The 23,241-nt window shown below is 53.0% G+C and carries 15 protein-coding genes and 3 pseudogenes; 8 read left to right on the top strand and 10 right to left on the bottom strand.

The window, feature by feature from the left end:
* Window positions 1-151 precede the first annotated feature (151 nt).
* The 3 genes and pseudogenes from ACYZTM_RS11290 to ACYZTM_RS11300 all read left to right on the top strand — a co-directional run bounded on the left by ACYZTM_RS11290 (window position 152) and on the right by ACYZTM_RS11300 (window position 2,390).
* A complete protein-coding gene (locus ACYZTM_RS11290) occupies window positions 152-1,072 on the top strand; it encodes a LysR substrate-binding domain-containing protein (RefSeq protein ID WP_131061816.1) in 921 nt (306 codons plus the stop codon).
* Window positions 1,073-1,149: 77 nt separating this feature from the next.
* Window positions 1,150-1,881 (top strand): annotated as a pseudogene (locus tag ACYZTM_RS11295) (IS5 family transposase); the annotation flags it as partial.
* Between the two features lie 341 nt (window positions 1,882-2,222).
* Window positions 2,223-2,390, top strand: a complete 168-nt coding sequence (locus ACYZTM_RS11300) for a hypothetical protein (RefSeq protein WP_461988681.1) — start codon at window positions 2,223-2,225, stop codon at window positions 2,388-2,390.
* A 398-nt stretch (window positions 2,391-2,788) separates the two neighbouring features.
* Here the strand turns inward: ACYZTM_RS11300 and ACYZTM_RS11305 are convergent, their stop codons facing one another.
* Window positions 2,789-3,418, bottom strand: a complete 630-nt coding sequence (locus tag ACYZTM_RS11305) for a thiol:disulfide interchange protein DsbA/DsbL (protein ID WP_461988682.1) — start codon at window positions 3,416-3,418, stop codon at window positions 2,789-2,791.
* Window positions 3,419-3,447: 29 nt separating this feature from the next.
* Window positions 3,448-4,281 carry an EAL domain-containing protein gene (locus ACYZTM_RS11310; protein WP_461988684.1) on the bottom strand — a complete coding sequence of 278 codons (834 nt, stop codon included), beginning with the start codon at window positions 4,279-4,281 and terminating at the stop codon, window positions 3,448-3,450.
* 312 nt (window positions 4,282-4,593) lie between these two features.
* Here ACYZTM_RS11310 and ACYZTM_RS11315 point away from each other — a divergent pair, with 312 nt between their 5' ends.
* From ACYZTM_RS11315 to ACYZTM_RS11330, 4 genes are all read left to right on the top strand, one after another.
* Window positions 4,594-5,217, top strand: coding sequence for a response regulator transcription factor (locus tag ACYZTM_RS11315; RefSeq protein ID WP_131061813.1), 624 nt, complete (start codon window positions 4,594-4,596; stop codon window positions 5,215-5,217).
* A 112-nt stretch (window positions 5,218-5,329) separates the two neighbouring features.
* On the top strand, window positions 5,330-8,812 hold the full coding sequence (locus tag ACYZTM_RS11320) for a transporter substrate-binding domain-containing protein (protein ID WP_461988687.1): 3,483 nt from the start codon (window positions 5,330-5,332) through the stop codon (window positions 8,810-8,812).
* A gap of 322 nt (window positions 8,813-9,134) precedes the next feature.
* A complete protein-coding gene (locus ACYZTM_RS11325; RefSeq protein WP_461988689.1) occupies window positions 9,135-10,289 on the top strand; it encodes a fimbrial protein in 1,155 nt (384 codons plus the stop codon).
* A 322-nt stretch (window positions 10,290-10,611) separates the two neighbouring features.
* Window positions 10,612-11,001, top strand: coding sequence for a type 1 fimbrial protein (locus ACYZTM_RS11330; RefSeq protein ID WP_131061810.1), 390 nt, complete (start codon window positions 10,612-10,614; stop codon window positions 10,999-11,001).
* A 572-nt stretch (window positions 11,002-11,573) separates the two neighbouring features.
* On the opposite strand, the gene istB is transcribed toward ACYZTM_RS11330, so the two are convergent.
* The 8 genes and pseudogenes from istB to ACYZTM_RS11370 all read right to left on the bottom strand — a co-directional run.
* Window positions 11,574-12,329 (bottom strand): IS21-like element ISPsy14 family helper ATPase IstB, encoded by a 756-nt coding sequence (istB, locus tag ACYZTM_RS11335; protein ID WP_025163932.1) that lies wholly within the window; start codon window positions 12,327-12,329, stop codon window positions 11,574-11,576.
* 20 nt (window positions 12,330-12,349) lie between these two features.
* Window positions 12,350-13,864, bottom strand: a complete 1,515-nt coding sequence (istA, locus tag ACYZTM_RS11340; RefSeq protein ID WP_461986317.1) for an IS21 family transposase — start codon at window positions 13,862-13,864, stop codon at window positions 12,350-12,352.
* A 522-nt stretch (window positions 13,865-14,386) separates the two neighbouring features.
* Window positions 14,387-16,801, bottom strand: a complete 2,415-nt coding sequence (locus ACYZTM_RS11345; RefSeq protein WP_461988692.1) for a fimbria/pilus outer membrane usher protein — start codon at window positions 16,799-16,801, stop codon at window positions 14,387-14,389.
* 109 nt (window positions 16,802-16,910) lie between these two features.
* The gene (locus tag ACYZTM_RS11350) at window positions 16,911-17,654 is read right to left on the bottom strand and encodes a fimbrial biogenesis chaperone (RefSeq protein WP_461988693.1); all 744 of its coding nucleotides are present in this window, start codon (window positions 17,652-17,654) and stop codon (window positions 16,911-16,913) included.
* Window positions 17,655-17,863: 209 nt separating this feature from the next.
* Window positions 17,864-18,400: a fimbrial protein gene (locus tag ACYZTM_RS11355; protein WP_461988695.1), complete on the bottom strand. Its 537-nt coding sequence runs from the start codon at window positions 18,398-18,400 to the stop codon at window positions 17,864-17,866.
* Window positions 18,401-18,909: 509 nt separating this feature from the next.
* Window positions 18,910-19,295 (bottom strand): annotated as a pseudogene (locus tag ACYZTM_RS11360) (IS630 family transposase); the annotation flags it as partial.
* Window positions 19,296-19,639: 344 nt separating this feature from the next.
* On the bottom strand, window positions 19,640-22,162 hold the full coding sequence (gene hrpB / locus ACYZTM_RS11365; protein WP_461988697.1) for an ATP-dependent helicase HrpB: 2,523 nt from the start codon (window positions 22,160-22,162) through the stop codon (window positions 19,640-19,642).
* 126 nt (window positions 22,163-22,288) lie between these two features.
* Window positions 22,289-22,672, bottom strand: a pseudogene (locus ACYZTM_RS11370) (DEAD/DEAH box helicase); the annotation flags it as partial.
* Between the two features lie 109 nt (window positions 22,673-22,781).
* Between ACYZTM_RS11370 and ACYZTM_RS11375 the strand changes: the two are divergent.
* The gene (locus ACYZTM_RS11375) at window positions 22,782-23,201 is read left to right on the top strand and encodes a polyribonucleotide nucleotidyltransferase (protein ID WP_131061804.1); all 420 of its coding nucleotides are present in this window, start codon (window positions 22,782-22,784) and stop codon (window positions 23,199-23,201) included.
* Window positions 23,202-23,241 lie beyond the last annotated feature (40 nt).

The following is a 23,241-nucleotide window of genomic DNA, read 5'->3' on the forward strand; positions in this document are numbered from 1 at the left end:
TCGCAGACCATGAAAAAACTGGGCAGCCAATCTCCCCGGTGGCGCGGGATGTGGTTATTGTTCAAACACAACAACACCGTCGAACGAACGGATGCGGGCGGGCGGCTCGCAGTTTACCTGGATGTCGACATCATCCACCCCGAGGTTTGCCGTGGCTGCCTACAACCTGCGTCAATTGAAGTACTTCATCACCACCGTCGAATGCGGCAGCGTCGCCGAGGCCTCGCGCAAGCTGTACATCGCCCAGCCGGCGATCTCCACCGCGATCAAAGGCCTGGAAGACAGCTTCGGCGTGCAGCTGCTGATCCGCCATCACGCCCAAGGCGTGTCCCTGACACCGAGCGGCGCGCGCTTCTATCGCAAGGCCCAGGAACTGCTGCGCATGGCCAAGGAGTTCGAACAGAACGCCCTGGCCGACAACGACGTGGTGGCCGGGCAAATCGATATCGGCTGCTTCGAAACGGTCGCGCCGCTGTACCTGCCGCAGTTGATTGCCGGGTTCTCGGCGTTGTACCCGGGGGTGAAAATCCGCATCCGCGACGGCGAGCAGCAAGAGCTGGTGCAAGGCCTGACGTCGGGCACCTTCGACTTGGCGATTCTGTATGAACACGACCTCGACGCCACCATCCAGACCGAACCGCTGATGCCGGCGCAGCGCCCTTATGCGTTGTTGCCGGCGGATCATCGCTTTGCTCAGCTCAAGCAAGTGTCGCTGCGCGATCTGTGCCTGGAGCCGATGATTCTGCTGGACGTGCAACCGAGCCGGACCTACTTCGTCAGCTTGTTCGAAGAGTTGGGTCTGACGCCGAACATTGCCTTCAGCTCACCGTCGATCGAGATGGTGCGGGGGATGGTCGGGCAAGGGTTCGGATTCTCGATCCTGGTCACCCGGCCGCATTCGGAATGCACCTATGACGGCCAGAAAGTGGTGTGCGTGGACATCGTCGAAGACGTCACCGGCTCAGGGCTGGTGGCGGCGTGGCTCAAGCGCGGGCAGTTGACCAAACCGGCGCAGTTGTTTGCTGATTATTGTCGGGAGCAACTCACCGCCAAGGCCGGGGCCAGGCCTTAGGGAAACTCTGAAAAAGACTTCCAGATTTGGTGAAATACGCACCTCACATGAACAGAACGTTTGAGCCCCGAAAACAGATGTCCTTCGCCGATGCCGAGTATGCCGGAAAGCGTAAGCAGACCCGCCGCGAGCGCTTCCTGATCGAGATGGATCAGATCGTGCCCTGGAAGGGTTTGATTGCCTTGATCGAGCCGTATTATCCGAAGGGCGAAGGTGGTCGTCCGGCGTATCCGCTGATGGCGATGTTGCGGGTTCATCTGATGCAGAACTGGTTCGGTTACAGCGATCCGGCGATGGAAGAAGCACTTTACGAGACCACGATCCTGCGCCAGTTCTCGGGGCTGCATCTGGATCGGATTCCCGATGAAACCACGATCCTCAACTTCCGGCGCCTACTGGAGAAACATGAGTTGGCGGGCGGGATTTTGCAGGTCATCAACGGTTATGTGGGTGATCGTGGTTTGCTGCTGCGTCACGGCACGGTGGTCGATGCGACGATCATTCATGCGCCGAGTTCGACCAAGAACAAGGACGGTAAACGCGACCCTGAAATGCATCAGACGAAGAAAGGAAACCAATATTTCTTCGGGATGAAAGCGCACATCGGCGTCGATGCCGAATCCGGCTTGGTGCATAGCCTGGTGGGCACCGCGGCGAATGTAGCGGACGTGACACAGGTCGATCAGTTACTGCACGGCGAGGAAACTTACGTGTGCGGGGATGCGGGTTACACCGGAGTGGACAAACGCCCAGAGCATCAGGAACGCAAGATGATCCGGTCGATAGCCGCCCGGCCCAGCAGCTTCGAATTTGTGGCTGGTGCGAAAACGGTTGATGGGTATGGGCGAGGGGCGTCTGTAATGCGGGCCAATTGCCTTGAAACAGTGCAATTAGAGGAAAGAACCGTGGATTAAGGACAAGAAAGGCCTGATTTTCGCCGACTTATGATTTTTTGAGCCTCAAGTAGTGAGGGCATCAAAAATCGGTGGGTACTTCAGTACCTTCCCTAAAGCCGGATAACGATGCATCAAAAAGACTAAGGCGCGCTCAACTGGTCGGAGCAACAAGACGTTGGGGCTTTACAATACACTTCGACACCAATATTTCGTCACTCGCTCCCCGGTGTCAAGAGCGTTTCGAGATCCGCATCATGCAGAAGCTCGCCCATGATGGCTGCGTGGTTGATGTTGGAGGGATTGGCAACATTCGAGACAACTTCTTAAGCTTGCATGACATGACCCTGATGGTATTGGAAAGCTTGCACCTCGCTGAAGCTAGCCGCAATGTCGACAGCATTTGGAGGATAGGAAAAATATAAGATGACGGCCCTCTCTAATTCAGCGATTTGCCGTTCAGAAAGTCAATCTGCCTAATCAAGAAACGATCAATTTTATGTTGTTGATTCTGAGCCTCATCCATAGTCGCCTTGCTCTGTATTTTCGCTGTAACTCTATTGCACGTACATTGACTGTTTACTTGCACATCGACTGTGATTTTATTCCGTGGACTGCCAGCTAGAGGGAGGATAAAACTATCTCGGGTGGTTGTCATTGGACCTAACCTTTAACACGCTGAGAGGGTAAATATTAAGTTTACAACTAGGTGAGCATCGCTACTGAATCGGTACCCAAGAAGCCTGATATGCGCCAACCACTTGAAGTCAGACTTTCGATGCATTCCAATAATTGAGTGCAGCTCTCAAGAACATCGAGCGCCTTATGTAGATGGGAGTTTCGCAAGCCTCGCAGCACGCTCTTGAGCGATTAAATGCTCTGCTAGCTTCAACATCCCTTGTGGACCACCCGCGCTCAGGTCGAAGCGATATTTGCCGTCAATCACCAAAGCTGGCACCCCGGAAACCTGATAAGCCGCGATTCTTTTCTTGGCATCCATCACTTTGGCCTGAACGGCAAACGAGCGGTAAGTGCTCAGAAATATGTCCTTGTGTATCCCTTCACCTGCCAGAAACTCGGCTATTTCATCAGGCGTCGTCAGTTTTATGCGATTGCGAATGGCCTCAAAAACCGCTGCATGTACACTCTGGCGAGCCCCCATGGCCTGCAGAGTCAAAAACGCCTGACCCTGCACATCCCAGACGCCGCCGAACATGGCCGGCACCCGCACAAAGTTAACGTCCGCCGGTAGCTTTTCGATCCAAGGATTGAGGGTTGACTCCAGATCGTAACAATGCCGGCAACCATACGAGAACAACTCCACTACTTCGATCTTGCCCTGCTGCACAAGCCCACCGCTTTGAGGCAACTCAACGTACTGGCTGATTGCCTGAGAGGCCATACTGAACGAACTACCGGTGACAAAAATGGCGCTCAAAATCAAATGACGCATATTGGCTCCTGAGAGAATTAAACTAACGATTAACCTTGCCGTAGAAACGGTTGCTGCGGTTTACCCTCAAGGAGAACTTTCAGCAGAGAAGCACCATCCATTGGCTTGTGAAATAGATAACCCTGGGCTGAATCGACACCCAGTTTTTGAAGATGAGCTCTTTGTTTCTCGGTCTCGACCCCCTCAGCTACCACTTCCAGATCAAGCGACCTGGCCAGGTCGGTGACACACTTGATAATCCTGCTTTGTTTAAAACCCAATGAATGGGCGACAAATCGGGAATCCAACTTTATCTGGTTAAAGGGAATTTCCGACAACCGCATGATCGACGAAAACCCCGTGCCAAAATCATCCAGCGACAAGTTTATTTCGTTTCTTGTTAAGGACTCAATGTTCTCTATTGATACCGTGTCGAGCGCAAGATCACTATTTTCGGTCATTTCCAAGGTGATCAAATGCAAAGGAATACCGGCCTTTTTTACTTTACCGATAAACTGTTCAGCAAAGCACTTATCCAGCAACTGAGTCACTTCTATGTTGTACGAAAAAACAATGGACTGCCCGGCGGAGAGTAGACATTTATGCAGTTTTAGACCTTGTTCAAGCAGGCATGAAAATAGCCTTGGATAAAGTTCGCCTTCCTCAATAACAGACAAAAATAAACCCGGAAACAAAATCCCCTTTTCTGGGTGCGCCCAGCGTGCCAGCACCTCCACTCCCAAGGTTCTATCGGTTTCCAGACACATCTTGGGCTGGAAATAGGGGACTATTTGCTTATTATCAAGCGCTCGTACTACCTCCAGCTCATTCAACCATCGGGTATTCACTGAAGGCATGATTGTTTGACTGACTGAAGAGCGCATATATACGAGCCTCGCCTTGAACACAAAAGAGGGTGTTACCTTAGCAAACATTCAACCAAGATATTTCTTGGTTTTCCGGGGATAATTCTTGAGTTGATCGTTGGTGTTAAAATCTGAATTAGTATTCCATATCTGTATGCAGAGCTTTTAGAATTCCCCCTACCCCAAAGAGCTCTACACGCTCGTGACACCATACTCGCGTAGGATTTCATTTTGAAAAAAGGCAGGTTCTCAACGCAATGCATTTGACTATACTGGCCACTGACGGTGTCGTCTGAATGCTCTCCTGACACCTACACTCCAGAGGAATCCATGAAAAAACGCGTGCTCATAGTGGATGACCACCCGATTATCTGTGCCGCTATCAAAGCCGTCCTCGAGGAGAACGGTTACGAAGCGGTGGCAGAATCTTCGGATGGCTTCGATGCTTTGACAAAAATCCGCTCTCTCAGTCCCGAGTACATGCTGCTGGATATAGGAATTGACAGTCTGGACGGTCTGTCCGTGCTGCAGCGATTGGCGACGGAAGATATCGAGATAAAAACGCTGGTGTTCACCTCTCACCTTGCCAGCACTTACGCGGTGAGATGTATGCAAGCAGGCGCGCAGGGCTATATAAACAAAAGTGCCGACTTGAGCGAGTTGGTGAAAGGTCTGAACGCCCTGTCCGACGGTTATTTGTATTTTCCGAAAGAGGTGCTGTCCCTATACAGAAACTCGGAGAAACACCCAGACAATGGGTTGCGGGGTCTAACTAACAAAGAAGTCATCATTCTCCAGTTACTGGCGAAAGGTTTTACCAACCTAGAAATTGCAACCAAACTGAACCTGAGCAACAAGACTGTCAGCGGACATAAAGTCAACATACTCAGGAAACTCGGCGCTCGCACGACCATCGAGTTGGCCAGTGTTGCAAAAGAGCTAAATTTGATTTGAGTGTTTCTTCATGATCCTACGAGCAGAACATCTATTGTTATCCATCCTATTAATGATGATGGGTGTCTGCCATGCAGAATCTTTTAGCGGCGTCTCCCTTAGGGTGTCTGACGTGAACCGCTCCATTGATCTTTCCTCCCCGATGGATGAACAGACAACACGCTGGCTGAAGGTAAAAGGCACACTGAAAGTGGGTGTCACCTCTCCTGACTATCCTCCCTTCACCATCACAGACTCCAATAGTGAACTTCAGGGTATAACGGCCGAATACCTCAAGGGCTTGCAAAGTGCCTTGAAGGTTAACATTGAACTCCAACGATATTCGAGCAGGGCACAAGCCTTTCAAGCCTTGGCTCAAGGCGAGATTGATCTGATTGATACCAGTACAGAAGCCGAAGCCCGTAAGTATGGCGCCGACCTTACTGACGAATATACCTTTACCCGAGTTGCGCTCTACTCAAAGACCGGCTCGTTGCTCAATATCGATCTCAGTGATCCGCGCTCCAAGATATCCACGACCGAAAATGGTCTGATAAGTGATGACATCCTTCATGGTTTCCGCAGTACCACTATCGAGATCTATAACTCACCGCTCAATGCCATTTCCTCCGTTCTACATGGCAACTCGCAGGCCTATCTGGGCGATACTGTCAGCACTAGCTATCTGGTCAACCAAAGCTTCAACAACCAGCTCACCACCAACACCACGGTGGCAAGTGCTGACGAAAAAATCGGATTTGCACTCAGATCCTCCGACTCGGTGCTGAAAAACATACTAAACGAACACCTGAGCACCCGCAGTAAATGCAAAAAAATAGAATCGATCAGTTGGTGGGTCTCGACCCTAAAATGCAATGCAGGTGACTTCCTGCAACAGCTGACCAGTCAGGAGAAAAGTCTACTCAATAGCAACAGAACCTTCAAAATAGCCATCAGCGAAGACCTAGCCCCTTATGCTTTTTTCGACAGCCTCGGCCAGTTCAGCGGCTCGACGTCCGATATTCTAGAATTGATCAGACTTGAGTCTGGCCTGAAGTTTAGTGTAGTAAGAACGCACTCTGTGCATTCCGCGATCCAACAACTTAACGCCCATGCCGTCGACCTGAGTTTGATAGCCGAGACCAATGATCGTAAGCGCCAATACCTCTTCACTAACCCCATTTCCAGCACACCCTATACCCTCATCACTCGCAAGGCTGAACCGGATAATTTCTCTCTCTCGGCCTCCGACGTTAAAACCATCGCCCTGCCCAAGTCGGATGCCCTTGAGACCTATATAAAAAATCACTACCCCTCGCTCACGATCCTCAGTACTGACAACATTGCCGATGCACTGAATTTGGTCAGAGACGGTGAAGCCGACTTCACTATCGCCTCGACCAATCAAGCCCGTTATTACTTGGCTTATAAGTATGAGAGCACACTAAAAATCTCAAGTATGTTCATGGGTACCTCAGCTAACATTGCAATAGCAGCGAACCCGAACAACCGCGAGCTCATCTCTATCATTCAAAAAGCCCTGCTAAAAATTTCGCCGAGCGAGATTGCAGTCATAACAGGGCGCTGGCGTGCCAACGCCGCCACTGACAATTTGTACTGGGAAGGTCTCAGTCTACTGATCTATCAAGTACTCAGCGCCCTGTTCGTTCTGCTATTGGCCACTTGCATCTGGATCGCCTTCCTCAAAAAACGTATCTTCAAGAAAACCATCGTGAGAAAGAATCTGCAGACGCAACTGAGCCTGATGCAGAACATGGTCAACAGTATTCCTCACCCCATTTATGTGAGAGATCGTGACGGTGTCCTGATATTGTTTAATAACTCTTACGCCCGCACCTTTAACCCGTCAGCCGACTCAAAGACCAGCAACCTTTCCCTCGACAAACTGATCAGCCAACCGATCTATGCACAATGGGAAAAATCCTATGCTGAGGTCATACGCAACGGCGTGGCCATTTCAAGTGATCAGACATTATCCCTCGATGCCAAGAATCTCGAAATTTACCATTGGATCCAGCCGCTGAGAGACGACGATGCACGGATTATCGGCGTGGTCTGTGGATGGCTGGACATCGGCGACCGCTTGCAGATTCTCGAAGAACTTCGCCAAGCCAAGGAAACCGCGGACAACGCCAATAACAGCAAGTCTATTTTCCTGGCGACCATGAGCCATGAAATCAGAACGCCGATGAACGCCATCATCGGTATGCTCGAACTGACGTTGGTCAGGGACAAAAGCACCACACGAAACCGCGAAGCCATTCAGGCCGCCCATGAGTCGGCGCTGAGTCTTCTTGAACTGTTGGGCGGCATTCTGGATGTTTCCAGCATTGAGTCAGGGCAAACCAGATTGCAGTTGGAGACCACCACGCTGCGGCAGGTGATCGAGCCCGTTGTTATGATTTTCGAGGGCGCGGCAAAGCACAAAGACCTTTGGATCAAGACGACGTTCGATTCGTATTCCGACGCTTATGTTTCCATCGATAAATTCAAGATCAAGCAAGTGCTCTCAAATTTATTAAGCAACGCCATCAAGTTCACGCAAACCGGTGGTGTCAGCGTCACTGTTACTGGTCAAGTCGACGAAGCCGCTGCCATAGGGTTCAGCATCACCGTACAAGACAGCGGCCAGGGCATTCCTGAAGCAGAAAAGGCGACACTCTTCACACCCTTCACCCGAACCAAAATCACCCATAACAGCGGCGCCGGGCTGGGGCTTTCAATCTGTCACTCCCTGAGCAAAATCATGGGCGGTGATCTGAAGATCACCAGCGCTGAAGGCCAGGGTACATCGGTCACCTTGCGTATGTCGGCAGTCATCTCTGCGACGTCTGACACATCCGATTCAAACACCGCGATGATTGCATCCCCCACTACCTCAACCCGACTCAATGTCCTTATTGCCGAGGATCATGCCCCCAGCCTCAAATTGCTCAAAGCGCAGATTGAGTTGTTGGGGCACACGCCGATCCTGGCTCAAAACGGTCTGGATGCATTGTTCCAATGGGAGGACGCCGAGATCGACATCGTCATCACCGACTACAACATGCCTGAATTGGACGGGATAGCGCTGACAAAAGAAATACGCAAGCTGGAACAGCGATTACAAGCCAGACCCTGCACAATTATCGGCGTGACCGCTAGCATGCTGGAAGTCATAGTGGGTGATTGCCTCGATGCGGGCATGAACAACTGCCTGCTGAAACCCGTCAGCATTTCAACACTCGCTCACTATGTGCCGACGCGGCTCGAACCCGCGCAAGAGCAAGGGTTTGACCAAGTGACGACAGGTTTTCTTTCTGCCTTGCCTGAGCAAAAACGCCAGGAGCTCATGCGTGATCTGGTGACCAGCAATGAAGCCGATTACCAAGCACTTGAAGCCGCTATTGTGAGTGTAGATTTAACCAGCATCAAAAGCACCGTCCATAGACTAAAAAGCTCTGCCCGAATCATTCATTCAGACCGACTGCTAAAACTCAGTGAGTCCATTGAGCAAGAACTAGAAAGAGACGCCGACAGGATCCGCATTGAGCAAATGATATTGGAAGTTGGCGCTGCGCTGGAAGAGATAAAATTGGCCCTTAGCGTTGCCTAAGAAAACTTCGCAGGGCATGAGCAAATTAACATCACCGAGTATTTGAACGCTCATAATGGAAGAGCGTTTTCTCATTCGTCCTCCGCCTCACCCAAGAGCTACCAGACCAAGATCGCTCTTGCCACAAGTCAAGACCCATCCCACCAAGAATGCGTGCGCAACGCGTTATAATGTGGGATCAGATAGCTCTCTACGTCTTACAGCGCCTTTAATCTCGACACCTTGATCTCACCGTATTCCGTTAGGGATAAAGATGTTTTATTCATAATTATGAGGAATCGACAATCTGCAAAGCGCTATATCTAGCAGGAGACGAAAGTTGATGACAACCTTGAGAAACCTAAGCACTACCAAATATTTATATTATTATTTAGCCGCCACGATTAATTACACAGGATTTAAATTAAGAATGTCAAATTCTAGAAAAAAACTACTACTAGCCCTCACGGTAAGTGTTCTTACATTACTTAGCAATCCCTCTTTTGCAACATGCACCAGTAGTAGTAATGCATGGCCGACATTTGACTTTGGGGCAAACTACGTACCGCGCAACGCTCCTATTGGTTCTGTAATTGGAGTTTACCACCAGGCTTTTTCTCACTCCCAAGACTTTTATTGTAAAAAGAATGACACTTTAGAAGTGCTTCTCAACGGGTCCGTAGTGAGTGGTATAACCATGCCGTCAATCGAAGGCGGAGATTACAACATAAAAGCAACTATTGTTAAAACAAATATTCCAGGCGTTGGAATAATCGTCAGATCCCAAGGTCTTAAGGGCACTGTACCTTATGTTGAAACCACTCCTAGTAAATTTCCCTACCCTCCTTTCATCCTAAAAGTCAACACGGAGTTTAGCTTCACCCATATTTGGACAGAGTTTACACTAGTCAAAATCAGCAATGATATCCCTATGGGTGCATCTAACTTAACAAGCCCATATTCCATAGTAAAGTACATGAGTAAGGGGGAGAACGTCACCTCTATTTTCGTAACGGGCTCAGTAGTGCGTTCAGAATGCTCACTTCCTGCAAGCGCAAGAATTATAAAAGTCCCAATGGGCAACATAGAGCGCCGGCAATTTAAAGGTAAGGGCAGTAAAACCGAAACCAATGAATTCGAAATCCCCCTTACAGATTGCACTGCCGGTACTTACCCGAATCAGTCTTGGAACTTTTATCAAAACTCCAATGCCACCCTATTATTGGAAAGTGCAAAAGGCTCCACCTTGATTGACCCTGCGAACGGCATTTTAGGTTTAACCTCCGACTCCACGGCCAAAGGTGTTGCGGTGCAGGTTCTTCACAAGGACGGCATTACACCAATGCCGTTAGGCATTCCAACCCCCATTACCAAGGTCAAGGATGGTAGTATGAGTCTAATCCTCAAAGCCCGGTACATTCAGACCAGCGACTCTGCAACGGGGCCTGAACCAGGTATCGCGAATGCAAGTGCTAACTTTACACTTACTTATAAATAAGTGACGTCGCCATCCAAACAGCTGTGACGTGAAGATATAATCCCGATCTGCGTTCAGGTTAGCCCTGGCCATTCGGTCTCTTTTGCCGTGGGATGTTCTGCGTTTTTCGGTCATGGAAAATTCCTCGATAGACGCATTTCCCACCTATCGGGGTGTCCTGTCTTTCATGGGGCTCGTTCACGCTGAGGGGCAACTTAGAGCAGTACTAGGCATTAGTTTAGCACTACAGCCTCATCATCCAAGAATGTGACAGCCGTCATACACACAAACTTTTCTTGGGGCTATGCTTCTTCATAGTCCCCTCAAAGCTTGGAGTGTTGGCATGCGTATAGAAATCGTGGCGTTAAACCTGCTGATTGGCTTCTCCTCCTTAAGCATCGCCGCCCCCCCCACAATTCAAGGGGTGATTCATTTCCATGGAAATATTGTCGAAACACCGTGTACACAATCCATTGTGAACAACGAAGAACCCCGTACAGCACAGCTCTCCCTAGAGCACTGCCCAGCCGCGGTTGCGGCCCGGTCAACGGGCACTCCATGGATCGCTCCTCAGCAAAAGGTTGAAGCAATAAGCCGATCAGGTGCGCAGATACAATTGGTCGCCAACCGTAAAAACAACAGCGATGACAACAAACAATTGTTTACACTAATAGATAGTACAGGGCGACCAGCAAACTTTGGGAAATACCGAGTGACGTTGACTTATCCATAGACCCTCGCGTTGACTATCGTTACAAGAGCCCGGCACATGTCGGGCTTGTAATATTAGATAGTTTTAACAAGTCAAGTTAACCCTGCTGAAATACCCGACACTCTGGTTCCTCCCTACGACTTAGCGTCGTGCCACTTTGGCTATTGCGGTAGAACGCAGTTAAAAGGAACGAACTCGTAGGCAGTCTACTCATTACCTGAAGTGCTCGATGATCAGCCAGGTGCGGCGTTACCTTGGAAAACGTCATCAGCCTGTCACTGGGCAGCCGCGCACTGCCATCCGATATCCGTCGGTCTGATCTCATCGCGCGCAGGGCTTCGTGCATAACTGATGCCGCCACTCAATAATCCTTCGTGCAACACCGACGAACTCAATGACTTCCAACCTCGAAGGTGAAATGAGCTTCCAGTGTTTTGGCATCTGGGATGCGCATTTCGGAAACGGGAATCAGCGGATGAATCTCCACACTGCGCATTCCACGCCATCCGGCCACTCAGTCCACCAACATCCGGCCACCTATTCCACGGTCATCCGGCCGGGCAGTCGGAGCGCAGCGACGCAGGTTTGCATTGTTAGTCTGAAGTCTCTGTCGCCGTCAATTTCGTTGCGCGTCTGCGCATCGATTCGCCCTTCAGTTCGATCCGATAAGCGTTGTGCACCAGCCGGTCGAGGATCGCATCGCCCAAGGTTGGATCGCCGATCAGCGCATGCCATTTGTCCACCGGCATTTGGCTGGTCACCAGCGTCGAGCGGTTGCCGTAACGGTCGTCCAGCAGTTCAAGCATGTCGCGCCGTTGCGCAGCGGTAAACGGCGCCAGGCCCCAGTCGTCCAGGATCAGCAAGTCGGTCTTGGCATAGCCCGCCATCAGTTTCGCGAAGCGGCCGTCGCCGTGGGCCAGGCCCAGTTCTTCCATCAGGCGCGGCAAGCGCAGATAACGCACGCTGTAACCGTCGCGGCAGGCCTTATGAGCCAGCGCGCAGGCGAGCCAGGTTTTGCCTACGCCAGTTGGGCCGCCGATGATCAGGTTCAGGCCGTCGCGCAGCCACTGGCCGCTACCCAGTTGCAGGATCAGAGATTTGTCCAGGCCGCGCGGGCTGCGGTAGTCGATGTCTTCCAGGCAGGCGTTATGGCGCAGTCGTGCGGCCTTGAGGCGAGTAGTCAGGCGGGCGTCTTCGCGCTCGGTCAGCTCGCGGTCGACCATCAGACCGAGGCGTTCGTCGAAGCTGAGATCGTTGATGTCAGGCGTTGCGTGTTGTTCGCCAAGCGCCTTGATCATGCCGTGCAGGCGCAGGGTTTGTAGCTTGTCGAGTGTCGGGTTGGGCAGCATTTTGGTGCTCCTTTTTCAGGTCAGTGGTAGTAACCAGGGCCGCGCAGGTTGATGTGTTCTTCGGGCAGTAACGGCAGGTTTTGCTGGGCAAGCGGCAGCCGTTCCAGCCTTTGGCGCAGGATCGATTCAAGGCTTTTGTAGCTGCACGCGCCCAGTGCCAGCGCTCGCTGGCAAGCGGCTTCCAGCCGCTCTTCGCCGTGCTGTTTGCTCAGGCGCAGGATCCCCAGGCAGGCGCGGAAGCCGTGCTGCGGATGGATCCGGCGTTCGAGGATGTAGGCGATGACGCCGGCCGTATTCGGGCCTGTCTGCTCTGCCCAGTGGATCAGTCGCTGCGGCGTCCATTCGGCATGTTCGCGGTGATTTTTGGGCATGTGCTCGGTTTGGGTGGTGTGGCGGCCTTTGTGCGGCGAGCGCAGATGGCTGGCCACCCGCTGGTTGGCGTGGAAGCACTCGACGGTCTTAGCGGTTAGCCGCACTTCGAGTTGGTGCTTCACCAGCTGGTACGGCACCGAGTAGTAATGGCCGTCGACCTCGACGTGGTAGTCGATGTGTACGCGTACCTTTTTCCATTCGGCGTAGACGTAAGGGTGTTCCGGCAGCGGTTGCAACGCAGGTTGGTCGATGGTCTCGAAGGCTGACCGGCGTGAGCCGGGCAGCTTCTTGAAGGGCTTCTGATTGAGGCGATCCAGCAGCAGCGCGATGGCTGTGTTGAGTTCGCCCAAGGAGAAGAACTGGCGGTTGCGCAGCACCGCCAGGATCCACCGCTCGACGACCTGTACGCCGACTTCAACCTTGGCTTTGTCCTTGGGTTTACGCGAACGCGCGGGCAGTACGGCTACGCCGTAATGCTCGGCGAGATCGCGGTAACTGGGGTTGATGTCCGGCTCGTAGCGATGCGCCTTGGTGACGCCGCTGCGCAGATTGTCGGGCACCAAGATCTGCGATGTGCCGCCAAGAAAAGCGAAGCAGCGGGCGTGCGAGCCCAGCCAGTCGGGCAGTTTCTGCGACCAGGTGGCCTCGGCGAAGGTGTAGCTGGATGCGCCGAGGACGGCGACGAAGATCTGCGTTTGGCGGATCTCGCCGGTTCGCTGATCAATGACTGGCACGGTCTGGCCGGCGTAATCAACGAACAGCTTCTCGCCGGCACGGTGTTCCTGGCGCATGACCACGTCGACCTTGGCGGCCCAGAGGCGGTAGTGCTCGCAGAACCAGCTGTACTGGAAACCTTGCGGGTGGCTGAGCCGATACTCTTGCCAAAGCAGGGCCAGGGTGACGCCGGGGCGACGTAACTCGGCATGAGCCCATGCCCAGTCGGGCATCGGACGCTGATCGCTGGGAACGGCGGGCGGCGGTGGAAAAAGCCGCCGTTGCAACTCGGCGTCCGTTAGCGCAGACGGCCAAGTCAGGCCGCTGGCAGCAAAGCGATTGAGGTACTCACCGACGCTGGCTCGACCCACTTGCAAGCTGACAGCGACCTGGCGGGCAGATAGGCCGACCTCGAATTTGAGACGTAGTACTTCTCGAATCTTACGCATGGATAACCGCTCCACGACGACCTCTCCGCTTCGATAAAAGAGGTCGATGGTAGTGAATTAATCCTGCGTTGCTGCCTGCTTTAAGGGTGGCCGGATGAGCGTGGAACGGGTGGCCGGATCACCGTGGAATCAGTGGCCGTATGTTCATGGAATAGGTGGCCGGATGGCCGTGGAATCCGCACTCCACACGCAGAGACCAGACAGAACCTCGGGCGGGCGGCCCACCACTGATCGGAAGAATGAAGTCACCCGGCGCCACCTTTATTGATGAACCATAAGAGTCCGCGCTCGCCTCGATAGATCCGCCCCGCGCAAGCTCTACACTATGACCGTCGAGTGTGGCATCGCTAATACTAACTATCACCTGCCCCTGATTGGCGAACTTGAAATGTTGTCCAAAGGACTCACCTCGTAGTAACAGCATAAGCTCCGATGCCGTAGGACAAAAGACGTTCAGACTGATGACTCGATTACATCAAGAAAGCCGCCGGACCTCTAACATCGACATCACACCAGAGCTACTTAGTTACAGTAAGCGTTCACTACCTTGAAATCACCATCATCTTCAGTTTCCTCAAAATCAATATCCAGACTGCAGTGTTGCGCCTGACTTGCTCCCCACTCCACCTGAAACTTATGACTATCGGCAACCGCAAGAAGCACTTGCCCGCCCAGCCCGATAACGTTGACCTTCCGTCCTTTTTCATCCAGCACTGCCGCACCAAAGGGTACAAATACCCCATTTTTCAAGCGCACCGTGGCCAGCACCTTTTGGGAGTGGCTGGCATCGAATCGGGCAAGTACGACCGCACCACGGCGCGGAATAACGGTCTTCACGCCATTATCGATATCTGTATTGGTATCGAGTTGGCTGGTATCCAGGCTAATGCGGTTCTTGCGATACGGCTGTACGTAAGGCACGAGGCTATAACCCTTGCTGTTGGTCAGTGAGCCTGGGGCATTGTTGACCCCTACGTTCGGGGTGTCTTTAACTTCTACCAACGCCATGGTTTCACCCATGCTCTGGCCCAACTCAATACCGCCGGCATGGGCCAGCACCGATCCGGACATCCCGATGTTAGCGCTTTTGTAATCGCGGCTATTGCTGGCGCCGCCACTCAACTGGGCCCATGGGGCTCGATAGCCAACGGAGGCGGATCCGGTGTTGGCAGAAGTCTCACTGCGTAGCATGTCAACGTTGTAGTTCACATCGTTGTACTGACCCGCCATGCCACTCATGCCCAGACGCTGATCGTTAGAGCCGTCGGTGTTACGGTTAAGGCTCACGCTCGCGCTTTGCTGGCCCAGTGGAAAGGTGAATGTTAATCCTATCTGCGCCCCTTGGTAGTCGCTGTCACTCAAGCTTTTACTGGCATACAAGCCGACGTTCACCTTGGATATCTGGGTGTTTACGCCAAACTGCAGCTGACGCTCTTGGCGGGACGAGCCCCAATAGTCCTGCTGGGTCAGGTTCAAATAAATCGAAGCTCGACTGTCGAGACTTTGTGAGATGTTGGCCTCCAGGCGGCTGCGGCGGCTGATGCCTTGATAGGCATCTAGAGCGTCATAATTGGCGTTTCTCTGAAAAACTGCTTCGCCAAAGTCGCGGTAGCCTTGCGTCGAATAGCGATAGCCGGCAAAACGAATGCTGGTGCCGCTATCAAACGCCTTACCGTAGCGGATACCGTAACTTTGACCGCTTAAGGTGCCGCGCGCCGTATCGGTTGTGGCTTGGGTGGCATCCAGAGAGATCGCCCCCAGGCTGCCGAGGCCTTTACCCACACCCATCTGCCAGGCTCGGTAGGCATCACTGAACAGCCCACCGACCGAAAGCGTGTAATCGCTCGGCAAACCGTAGGCGAACGACGCTTGGGTAAAGGTTGGGCGGTCACTGTTCTCATTGTTTTCATTGTATTGCCCGGCCGTCACGCTGTAGCGCCAGGTCCCCTGACGCAACAGGTTACCCAGGGTCGCATAAGGTTGTATGAAACGCCGTTCAGTGCCGTCGGCTTCGGTGATGATCACTTCGAGGTCACCACTACCGGTTGCGGCGTTCAAGTCCCTGATTTCGAAAGGGCCCGGTGCCACGTACGTGGTGTATAGCGAGTAACCGTGCTGACGGATCTCGACCTTGGCCTGCGTCTGAGCGATGCCATGAATAATCGGAGCATAGCCCTGCAGGGAATCAGGCAACATGTCGACGTCAGTCGATAGTTGAACACCGCGAAACGGAATACTCTGAAACATATCACCTGGGGTTACACTTTCACCTAGGGACAAGGTACCGGCGGTGCCAGGCAAGTCGCGTTGCACATAAGTGGTGGCATGCTCCCACTGCCCGCTTTTTCGGTAAGACGAACTGGAGCGTAAGCGCCAATCACCAAGATTCATCCCGCCGTTCAAGTATAGATTGTAACCCGTCGCAGTTTGTTGTTGGTTTTTGCTTTGCGACCCCGATAGTTGATAGTTCAAAAAGCTCGCATTGATGCCACTGTCCCATTCTTTGGGCGAGACGTAGCCACGGGCATCGCGCTCCATAGCAATCTGCGGCACGCTAATGTCTAGCAAAAGTTTTTGACTGTTGAAATGGATCGAAGATTCTTTGACCAGAGACTGCAGATCAACGCATGTCACGCTTTGCTGAGTGGCATCAAGCAAAACAGCAGTCTTCACCCCCATCTCAGTGAGCAGGGTTGGCGAGAGACATGGCATCAAGTCCTGACGTAGTCGGGTAAAGGATATTTCTCGCTGCCCGAAGTACTCCTGGTTAATGGTAATGCCCACCACATACCTGCCAGGACCGATGTCGCGTTCTTTAAGCATGGCCGCTATATCGACATTCGAGGTTCCACTTGAATGGTCAAAGTCCCTGACAAAGCCAGAGTCGAACTCAAGCTCTTGCGCATTTACGCGTGCAAAAATAGCAATCAGTAGCAAACCGACTGCGACTTCCCTTAATCTCAAACAAATGCGCACAGAAACCTCTATGTATCTAAACTCTCACTCAGCCGATGGGCTAACGCTCAGAGAATCAAAAGTGAAAGGGTCAAAATGACGCTATTGATTTGCTCGGAGCGCTATATCCGCCGTAGTCATTGATGACCGAAAATTCGACATCGACCTTTTGCGCCCCGACCTTATGCTCCAGCGGGTACTCCTGGCTCGACTTGGGCGCCACCATCGCTACGTCGCTCAACTCGATAGCGTTATTACCGTCCATCGCTTTAATGCCGATAAACGTAATGTGATATGGGCTAGGATTGGTTACGCGAAGGCTACTTCCGGAGGCGGTATTGACTAACTTCCACTGCAGTTGGCCAGGAGCGTCGGCAGGCTTTGTGGCTAACTTTTCCGGTCTGTAAAAAAACTTCACCCGCGTGCGAATCGCGACTTTTAATGCGTTTTCGTCATTTTTACTAGCGATCGGGATTTCCTGTGCATTGAAATAGAACACCGACTCACGATCCAGAGGCAGTGTACCCGGTGTTTTGATAATCCGGACTACTTGCTCTTCCCCAGCCCTGACCCGAAATAACGCCGGCATTGCAATAAATGGCGACAGTGCATTATTGTTGTCTTCTTGACCGTTGACCCACACTTGTACGGCGTAGTCTTTATCCGTGATATTACTAACGACAGTCGAAACATTACGTTCATCCGCATTCAAAATGATACGGGTACCACTTAACATCACGCCGGAGAAGGCGACCGGCGAATAACAAGCGCCAGCCACTAAAACGCCGAACCCAAAAATACAATAAAAAGTGTAGATCTTAAACTTTAAAAACATATTTCCCCCAATATGCGGGATAGCCTCTCACGTAAAAAACCAACATACCGGCCAATAAAACAGACTGTTGAAGCCTGCTTTATTTAGCGCTCCGCAGAGAGATGGTGTTCAGCTGAACATTCACGCACAACGCGTCACTACCTATCAGCCATTAGCAGAATAGGTAGCGACAGATCTAAATCCAGAGGAATACTCTCCAGATTCTCGACTTACTTGTAATCGATACTGAACGCTGCTTTGGCGTTGGCCGTACCTGCCTCTGCTACACCGGTAGCGATGTAGTTGGCGGTAAAACGCAGCGGCTTGGTCAAATCAGCGTATTCACTGGAGGCTTGGCCAAGTTGCACGTCAGCACCGGTAGCGTCTTTGATTTGAACGGCAACGTTCTTGGCGGCACCGGCTCCACCGGCAATACCGATCCATTCACCGTTGTTCCCGGAAGCACCGTTCAGACTGATAAAACGCACCGTCGCGGACTTGCCTGCAAGAACGCAGTCTGCATCAGCCGAACTCAGCGTCAACTGGAATGCGCCACCACCCGCCACATCGCCGGCTTTTTTCAGTGCAGTGCTCGGCACGTTACCCAGCGAAACATTACCACCCGCGCCACCGTTCACGTCGCTAACGACAACAGAACAGGTATTGGAAGTCACGCTTCCGGTAAAGTTAATCTCACCATCTGCCGCCATGGCCTGAGCAGCAAAACAGCAGATACCAACAGCAATAGCAGACTTAACGAGTTTCATATATTCACACCTACCTAAAGCGATATTGTTTAATTTTTGCCGTATCACTGGCAAGCCACATATTAAAGGGGGCGGCATAGAAACAAGATAAGCAGGCTCTTGATACAGGCCAAGAAAATTCTTGATTTTGATCGGGTTAGTTCTTGGTGCTTATCACTGCCTGCTTAGTGGGCACTCTGTTAATTGTTAGATCTTATGCTGACACACATCGACTTGGGGCTAGCATGTTTTTTATCAAAGTATACTTTTCGGTCTTGACTATGCTTCCCCTGTCATTTGGCGCCGGGGGACCACAAAAAATTCGCCTCCTCCAAAAGACAGTAGTGGTCTGATTTCAACGGACATCCCGACAGGTGGAAAATATATCTATCGCGGAGCTTTTCATGACCAAAAAACGCAGAACATTCCACGGCAAAAGAGTCCAAATTAGCGGGGCGGGGCTGGCCTGAGCGCAGATCGGGGTTATATATTCATGTCAAACCTGTTTGGGTGGCTACTGTCCTGAGCGGTTAATTCAATAACTTATTCTTTATCGCTCCCAGCTTTGCTTTGTTTACAGAACTGATGATTGATTCAGCCGTCTTTTTCCACTTGAAAGGCTTAGCCGAAAGTCATTGTGGGCCTCGATAAATTGACGAATAGCCGCTTTCAGTTCGGCCACGCTGGTGAAGACACCACGATACAGTGCCCGCCTTTCCAGCTGCGCGAACCAGCCTTCCACTGCGTTCAGCCACGAAGCACTGGTCGGCATGAAGTGCAGTTTGAAACGCGGGTGCTTCTCCAACCATTGCTTGATGGCCGGCGTTTTGTGAGTCGAGCTGTTGTCCAGGATGATATGCAGGTCAAGTTCTGCGGGCGTAGCTCGGTCGATCTGCCGCAGGAAGGCCAGAAAGTCGCCTAGTCATGCACGTGACCTGGAGATGATTCAGTCGTTTGTTCACGGGGATCTTGTTGGCTTCGGGATGTAACCCATTGTGGATTCTCATACCTCCATACCAGCTAGCTTGAGGTGAGCTTTCGACCTCTCGGAACATCTCGCGGATGCGGTTTTCCATGTCAATCCACATCATTCACCTGATGACAGCTACCTCCGCGTCCTTCTGAAGCCTTTTAGCGTATTTCTCCAGCGCCTTTTTCATCGCGAACACCACTCCTAGAATCTGTCGCCCAGCCCTTCCATCATGACAAGCGAATAAACCCGCTCAAATCCAGAAACCAAACCTCGTGCGGCAAGTAGGCTCAAGTGCCTCTAGGCTTGGTTCGTGCGGTAGCCTCAGCCACCAATGGGTCTTCAGGCCAAAAATGCTTCGGGTATCTACCCTTAAGATCCTTCTTCACTTCCGCATAGGTGCTCCGCCAAAAATTGGCTAGATCCTGGGTCACCTGCACAGGCCTGCGGGCCGGCGATAAAAGATGTAGAACCAGAGGTTGCTTGCCGTGGGCTATGCGAGGCGTTTCTGCCAGCCCAAACAGCTCCTGCAGACGTACGGCCAGAATAGGTGGCTGTTCGCTGTAGTCGATGCGAATGTTCGACCCTGACGGCACCTGAATCGTCTGCGGTGCTTGAACCTCTAACTCCTTTGGAAGCGGCCAAGGCAGGAGATTTCTGACTATCGAAGACAGATCCAGCTGGCTGAAGTGGCTGAGCCTCGTGACTTTGCCCAGGTACGGCGTGAGCCACTCTTCCAGCGTGTCCACCAGGTTGGTATCGCTGAGATCAGGCCACTTGCTTTCTGCCTGGCCATTTTGGATATCAAGCTGACGCAGCAGATCTACCCGCGCTTGCCACTGCCGCAACTCAGGGTTCCAAGGCAGGAGTTCGATGCCCTTGCGTCTCACCAGGTTGACCAAGGCGAGCGAACGGGCTTGCTCGTCAAGACTTGGCAGAGGCGCTGTGGATAGCACCAACTGTCCCACCTTCAGCTGCCGTTCAGCCTTGATCACACCTTCCCTTTCGTCCCACTCGACCTCATCGACAGACCTCACGAGGTCAGCCAGCTCTTCATCGAACAGGGCCGGATCGAGGTCACTCGCCAGGTAGATCCGCTCCTCACGCTGACCTTGTCGGCTACCCAGGTCTGCCACAACCAGCCACTCATGCTTGGTCAGGGCATCGGGCTCTGAGAAAACTGCGGCCCGCCCGTTGGAGAGACGGTACTCAGATGCACCCGCACGCCTCTGGAGACCGATTCGGTCAGGGTAGGCGAATGCCAGTAGGCACCCTGCCCATCTTGGTTGATCGGGCTCGCTAACGGGGCTGGAAGCCCTTCCACGTAGTAGGGATCGATACTGCCGAGCAGACTGCTTCACTCGCTGGAAAGAGCCACCGCCTCGGCGTGAATGTTGCTCGCCTGACAATGCACTCAGCCTAGTGTGAAGGTCGGCACCTGCTCCGCGCAGGATGTCTTTCTCACCCAGCAACGCAGCGATGTTGCAAGCCAGGTCATCCAGTCCCATCGCGTTGCCTTTGATGAGCAGGTGAGCGATCCGTGGATGCGCTGGAAGCTCGCTCATGGCCGATCCATGTGGTGTGAGCTGCCCAGCATCATCAAGTGCGCCTAAGCGCTTCAGCAGGTCTCTGGCTTGGGCGAAGGGAGCGGATGGAGGTTGGTCGAGCCAGATCATCTCCTCTGGCTTCATTCCCCACCGGGCCAACTGGAGTGCCAGGGCTGCAAGATCCGCCTGCAGGATTTCAGGGGTACTGTAGCCGGCCATTTGCTCGTGCTGCGACTCAGACCATAGGCGATAGCAGACACCTGGCTCCAATCGCCCTGCCCGCCCTGCTCGCTGAGTAGCGCTGGCCTTCGAGATACGCTGCGTGTCGAGTCGAGTCATTCCACTGCGAGGATCGAACTTCGGCACTCGCTCGAGGCCACTGTCCACCACCACTCTGACGCCTTCGATGGTCAAGCTGGTCTCGGCGATGTTCGTGGCCAGTACGATCTTACGGGAGCCTTTGGGTGCCGGGTCTATCGCAGCACGCTGTGCGTTGAGATCAAGGTCACCATACAGCGGGCATATGATCACGTCTGGACGGTTGCTCAACTGCTCTTTGAGGGTCTCTGCCACCCGCCGAATCTCTGCCTGCCCAGGAAGGAAAACCAGAACGCTTCCTGACTGTTCGTTGATGGCGGACAAGCAGGTGTCTGTGACTCGCGCATCGATACGCTCGCCCGACTGATATGGGCTACCCCAAACCGTTGAGACCGGATACATCCGCCCTTCGCTGGTGATCACTGGCGCGTCATTCAGAAGCTTTGAAAGCCGAGCGCCTTCCAGTGTTGCAGACATCAGCAGCAGCTTGAGTGGCGGCTCATCACGCAATAGCTCACGAGCACTCACGCACAGGGCCAGTGCAAGATCTGAGTCCAGATTTCGCAGGTGGTACTCATCGAAGATGACCACACCCACACCGTCCAAAGCAGGATCATCCTGAAGGCGGCGAGCCAGAATACCTTCGGTGACTACCTCGATCTGAGTGCGCGGGCCTACCTTGCTTTCAAGTCGAATGCGGTAGCCTACAGTCTCTCCCACCTTCTCACCGAGTTCGCCTGCCAAACGCTCTGCCGCCGCCCGAGCAGCTAGCCGCCGAGGCTCGAGCATCAGGATCTTCTGGTCACCAAGCCAAGGCTCGTTCAACAGTGCGAGAGGAACCCTAGTAGTTTTACCCGCACCAGGAGGCGCTTCAAGGATGACTTCGTTGCGGCCAGCCAGAGCGGCTTGTAAGGCTGGCAATACGGCGTCAATAGGTAGAGAAATCATCGATGCTCCTAAATCAGGGGAGCAGTATACGACGGGGGACTGGAGGAGGAGATCAAGCCCTCAGGCTGAGACCGCGTTGCTTGAAAGTTTTTGACAAAATAATGATGATTTCGGTGCATTCAGCAAATCGTGGAATTCGTCGAAGATCAGCAGACCAACGCCTTCCAGCGCCGGGTCATCCTGCAAACGCCGGGTGAGGATGCCTTCGGTGACCACTTCGATACGGGTGTTGGGGCCGACTTTGCTGTCGAGACGAATGCGATAGCCGACGGTTTCACCGACCTTCTCGCCCAGCTCACTGGCCAAGCGCTCCGCCGCCGCCCGCGCCGCCAGCCGGCGCGGTTCGAGCATCAGAATGGTCTGCCCGGCCAACCAAGGCTCGTTGAGCAGGGCCAACGGCACGCGGGTGGTTTTACCGGCACCGGGCGGTGCTTCGAGCACGGCTTCGTGGCGTGTAGCCAAGGCTTCACGCAGGGCGGGTAAAACTTCATCAATCGGCAAAGAAATCATGCTGGCTCCAAAACAGAGCGGCGAGTATAACGGCGAACTGCTCGGCGTTAATGACGGTCCTAATTCATACAGGCGTCCTTTCGTTTTGAAATTACCCAGGAGATTTCATATGCGTATTCCCTTTCGCTTGATTGGCGGTGTATTGGTCGCGACGCTGCTGACGCAAGTGACCGCTTGCGGATCGATTTTCTACCCTGACCGTCGTGGTCAGATCGACGGCAAGATCGACCCGGCCATCGCCGCGCTCGATGCCGTGGGTCTGCTGTTCTACATCATCCCCGGCCTGATCGCGTTTGCCGTGGACTTCGCCACTGGCGCGATTTACTTCGAGCCCGGCAAGACCACCCAAGTGGCCCCGGAAAAACTCAAGGAAGCCATCGGCGCCGACGGCAAGGTCGATAACCACAAGTTGCAGACTATTCTCGAAACCGAACTGGGACGTAGCTTCCCGCTGGACGACCCGCGTCTGATTCAGCACAAGGGCAGCACCCAGCAACTGGCCATGCTTGGCCTGCAACCTGCCGCATAGTCCGTGCCTGTGAAGGATCACTCAAAGGAAACGCCGTCCC

It is taken from the genome of Pseudomonas sp. MDT2-39-1 (genome assembly GCF_054898085.1).

What these genes read in the sequence shown, in the direction of transcription:
- ACYZTM_RS11300 (WP_461988681.1), top strand. Translation starts at nt 2,223, where the DNA reads ATGCAGAAGCTCGCCCATGATGGCTGCGTGGTTGATGTTGGAGGGATT.
- ACYZTM_RS11305 (WP_461988682.1), bottom strand. Translation starts at nt 3,418, where the DNA reads ATGCGTCATTTGATTTTGAGCGCCATTTTTGTCACCGGTAGTTCGTTC.
- ACYZTM_RS11310 (WP_461988684.1), bottom strand. Translation starts at nt 4,281, where the DNA reads ATGCGCTCTTCAGTCAGTCAAACAATCATGCCTTCAGTGAATACCCGA.
- ACYZTM_RS11315 (WP_131061813.1), top strand. Translation starts at nt 4,594, where the DNA reads ATGAAAAAACGCGTGCTCATAGTGGATGACCACCCGATTATCTGTGCC.
- ACYZTM_RS11325 (WP_461988689.1), top strand. Translation starts at nt 9,135, where the DNA reads ATGACAACCTTGAGAAACCTAAGCACTACCAAATATTTATATTATTAT.
- ACYZTM_RS11330 (WP_131061810.1), top strand. Translation starts at nt 10,612, where the DNA reads ATGCGTATAGAAATCGTGGCGTTAAACCTGCTGATTGGCTTCTCCTCC.
- istB (WP_025163932.1), bottom strand. Translation starts at nt 12,329, where the DNA reads ATGCTGCCCAACCCGACACTCGACAAGCTACAAACCCTGCGCCTGCAC.
- istA (WP_461986317.1), bottom strand. Translation starts at nt 13,864, where the DNA reads ATGCGTAAGATTCGAGAAGTACTACGTCTCAAATTCGAGGTCGGCCTA.
- ACYZTM_RS11350 (WP_461988693.1), bottom strand. Translation starts at nt 17,654, where the DNA reads ATGTTTTTAAAGTTTAAGATCTACACTTTTTATTGTATTTTTGGGTTC.
- ACYZTM_RS11355 (WP_461988695.1), bottom strand. Translation starts at nt 18,400, where the DNA reads ATGAAACTCGTTAAGTCTGCTATTGCTGTTGGTATCTGCTGTTTTGCT.
- hrpB (WP_461988697.1), bottom strand. Translation starts at nt 22,162, where the DNA reads ATGATTTCTCTACCTATTGACGCCGTATTGCCAGCCTTACAAGCCGCT.
- ACYZTM_RS11375 (WP_131061804.1), top strand. Translation starts at nt 22,782, where the DNA reads ATGCGTATTCCCTTTCGCTTGATTGGCGGTGTATTGGTCGCGACGCTG.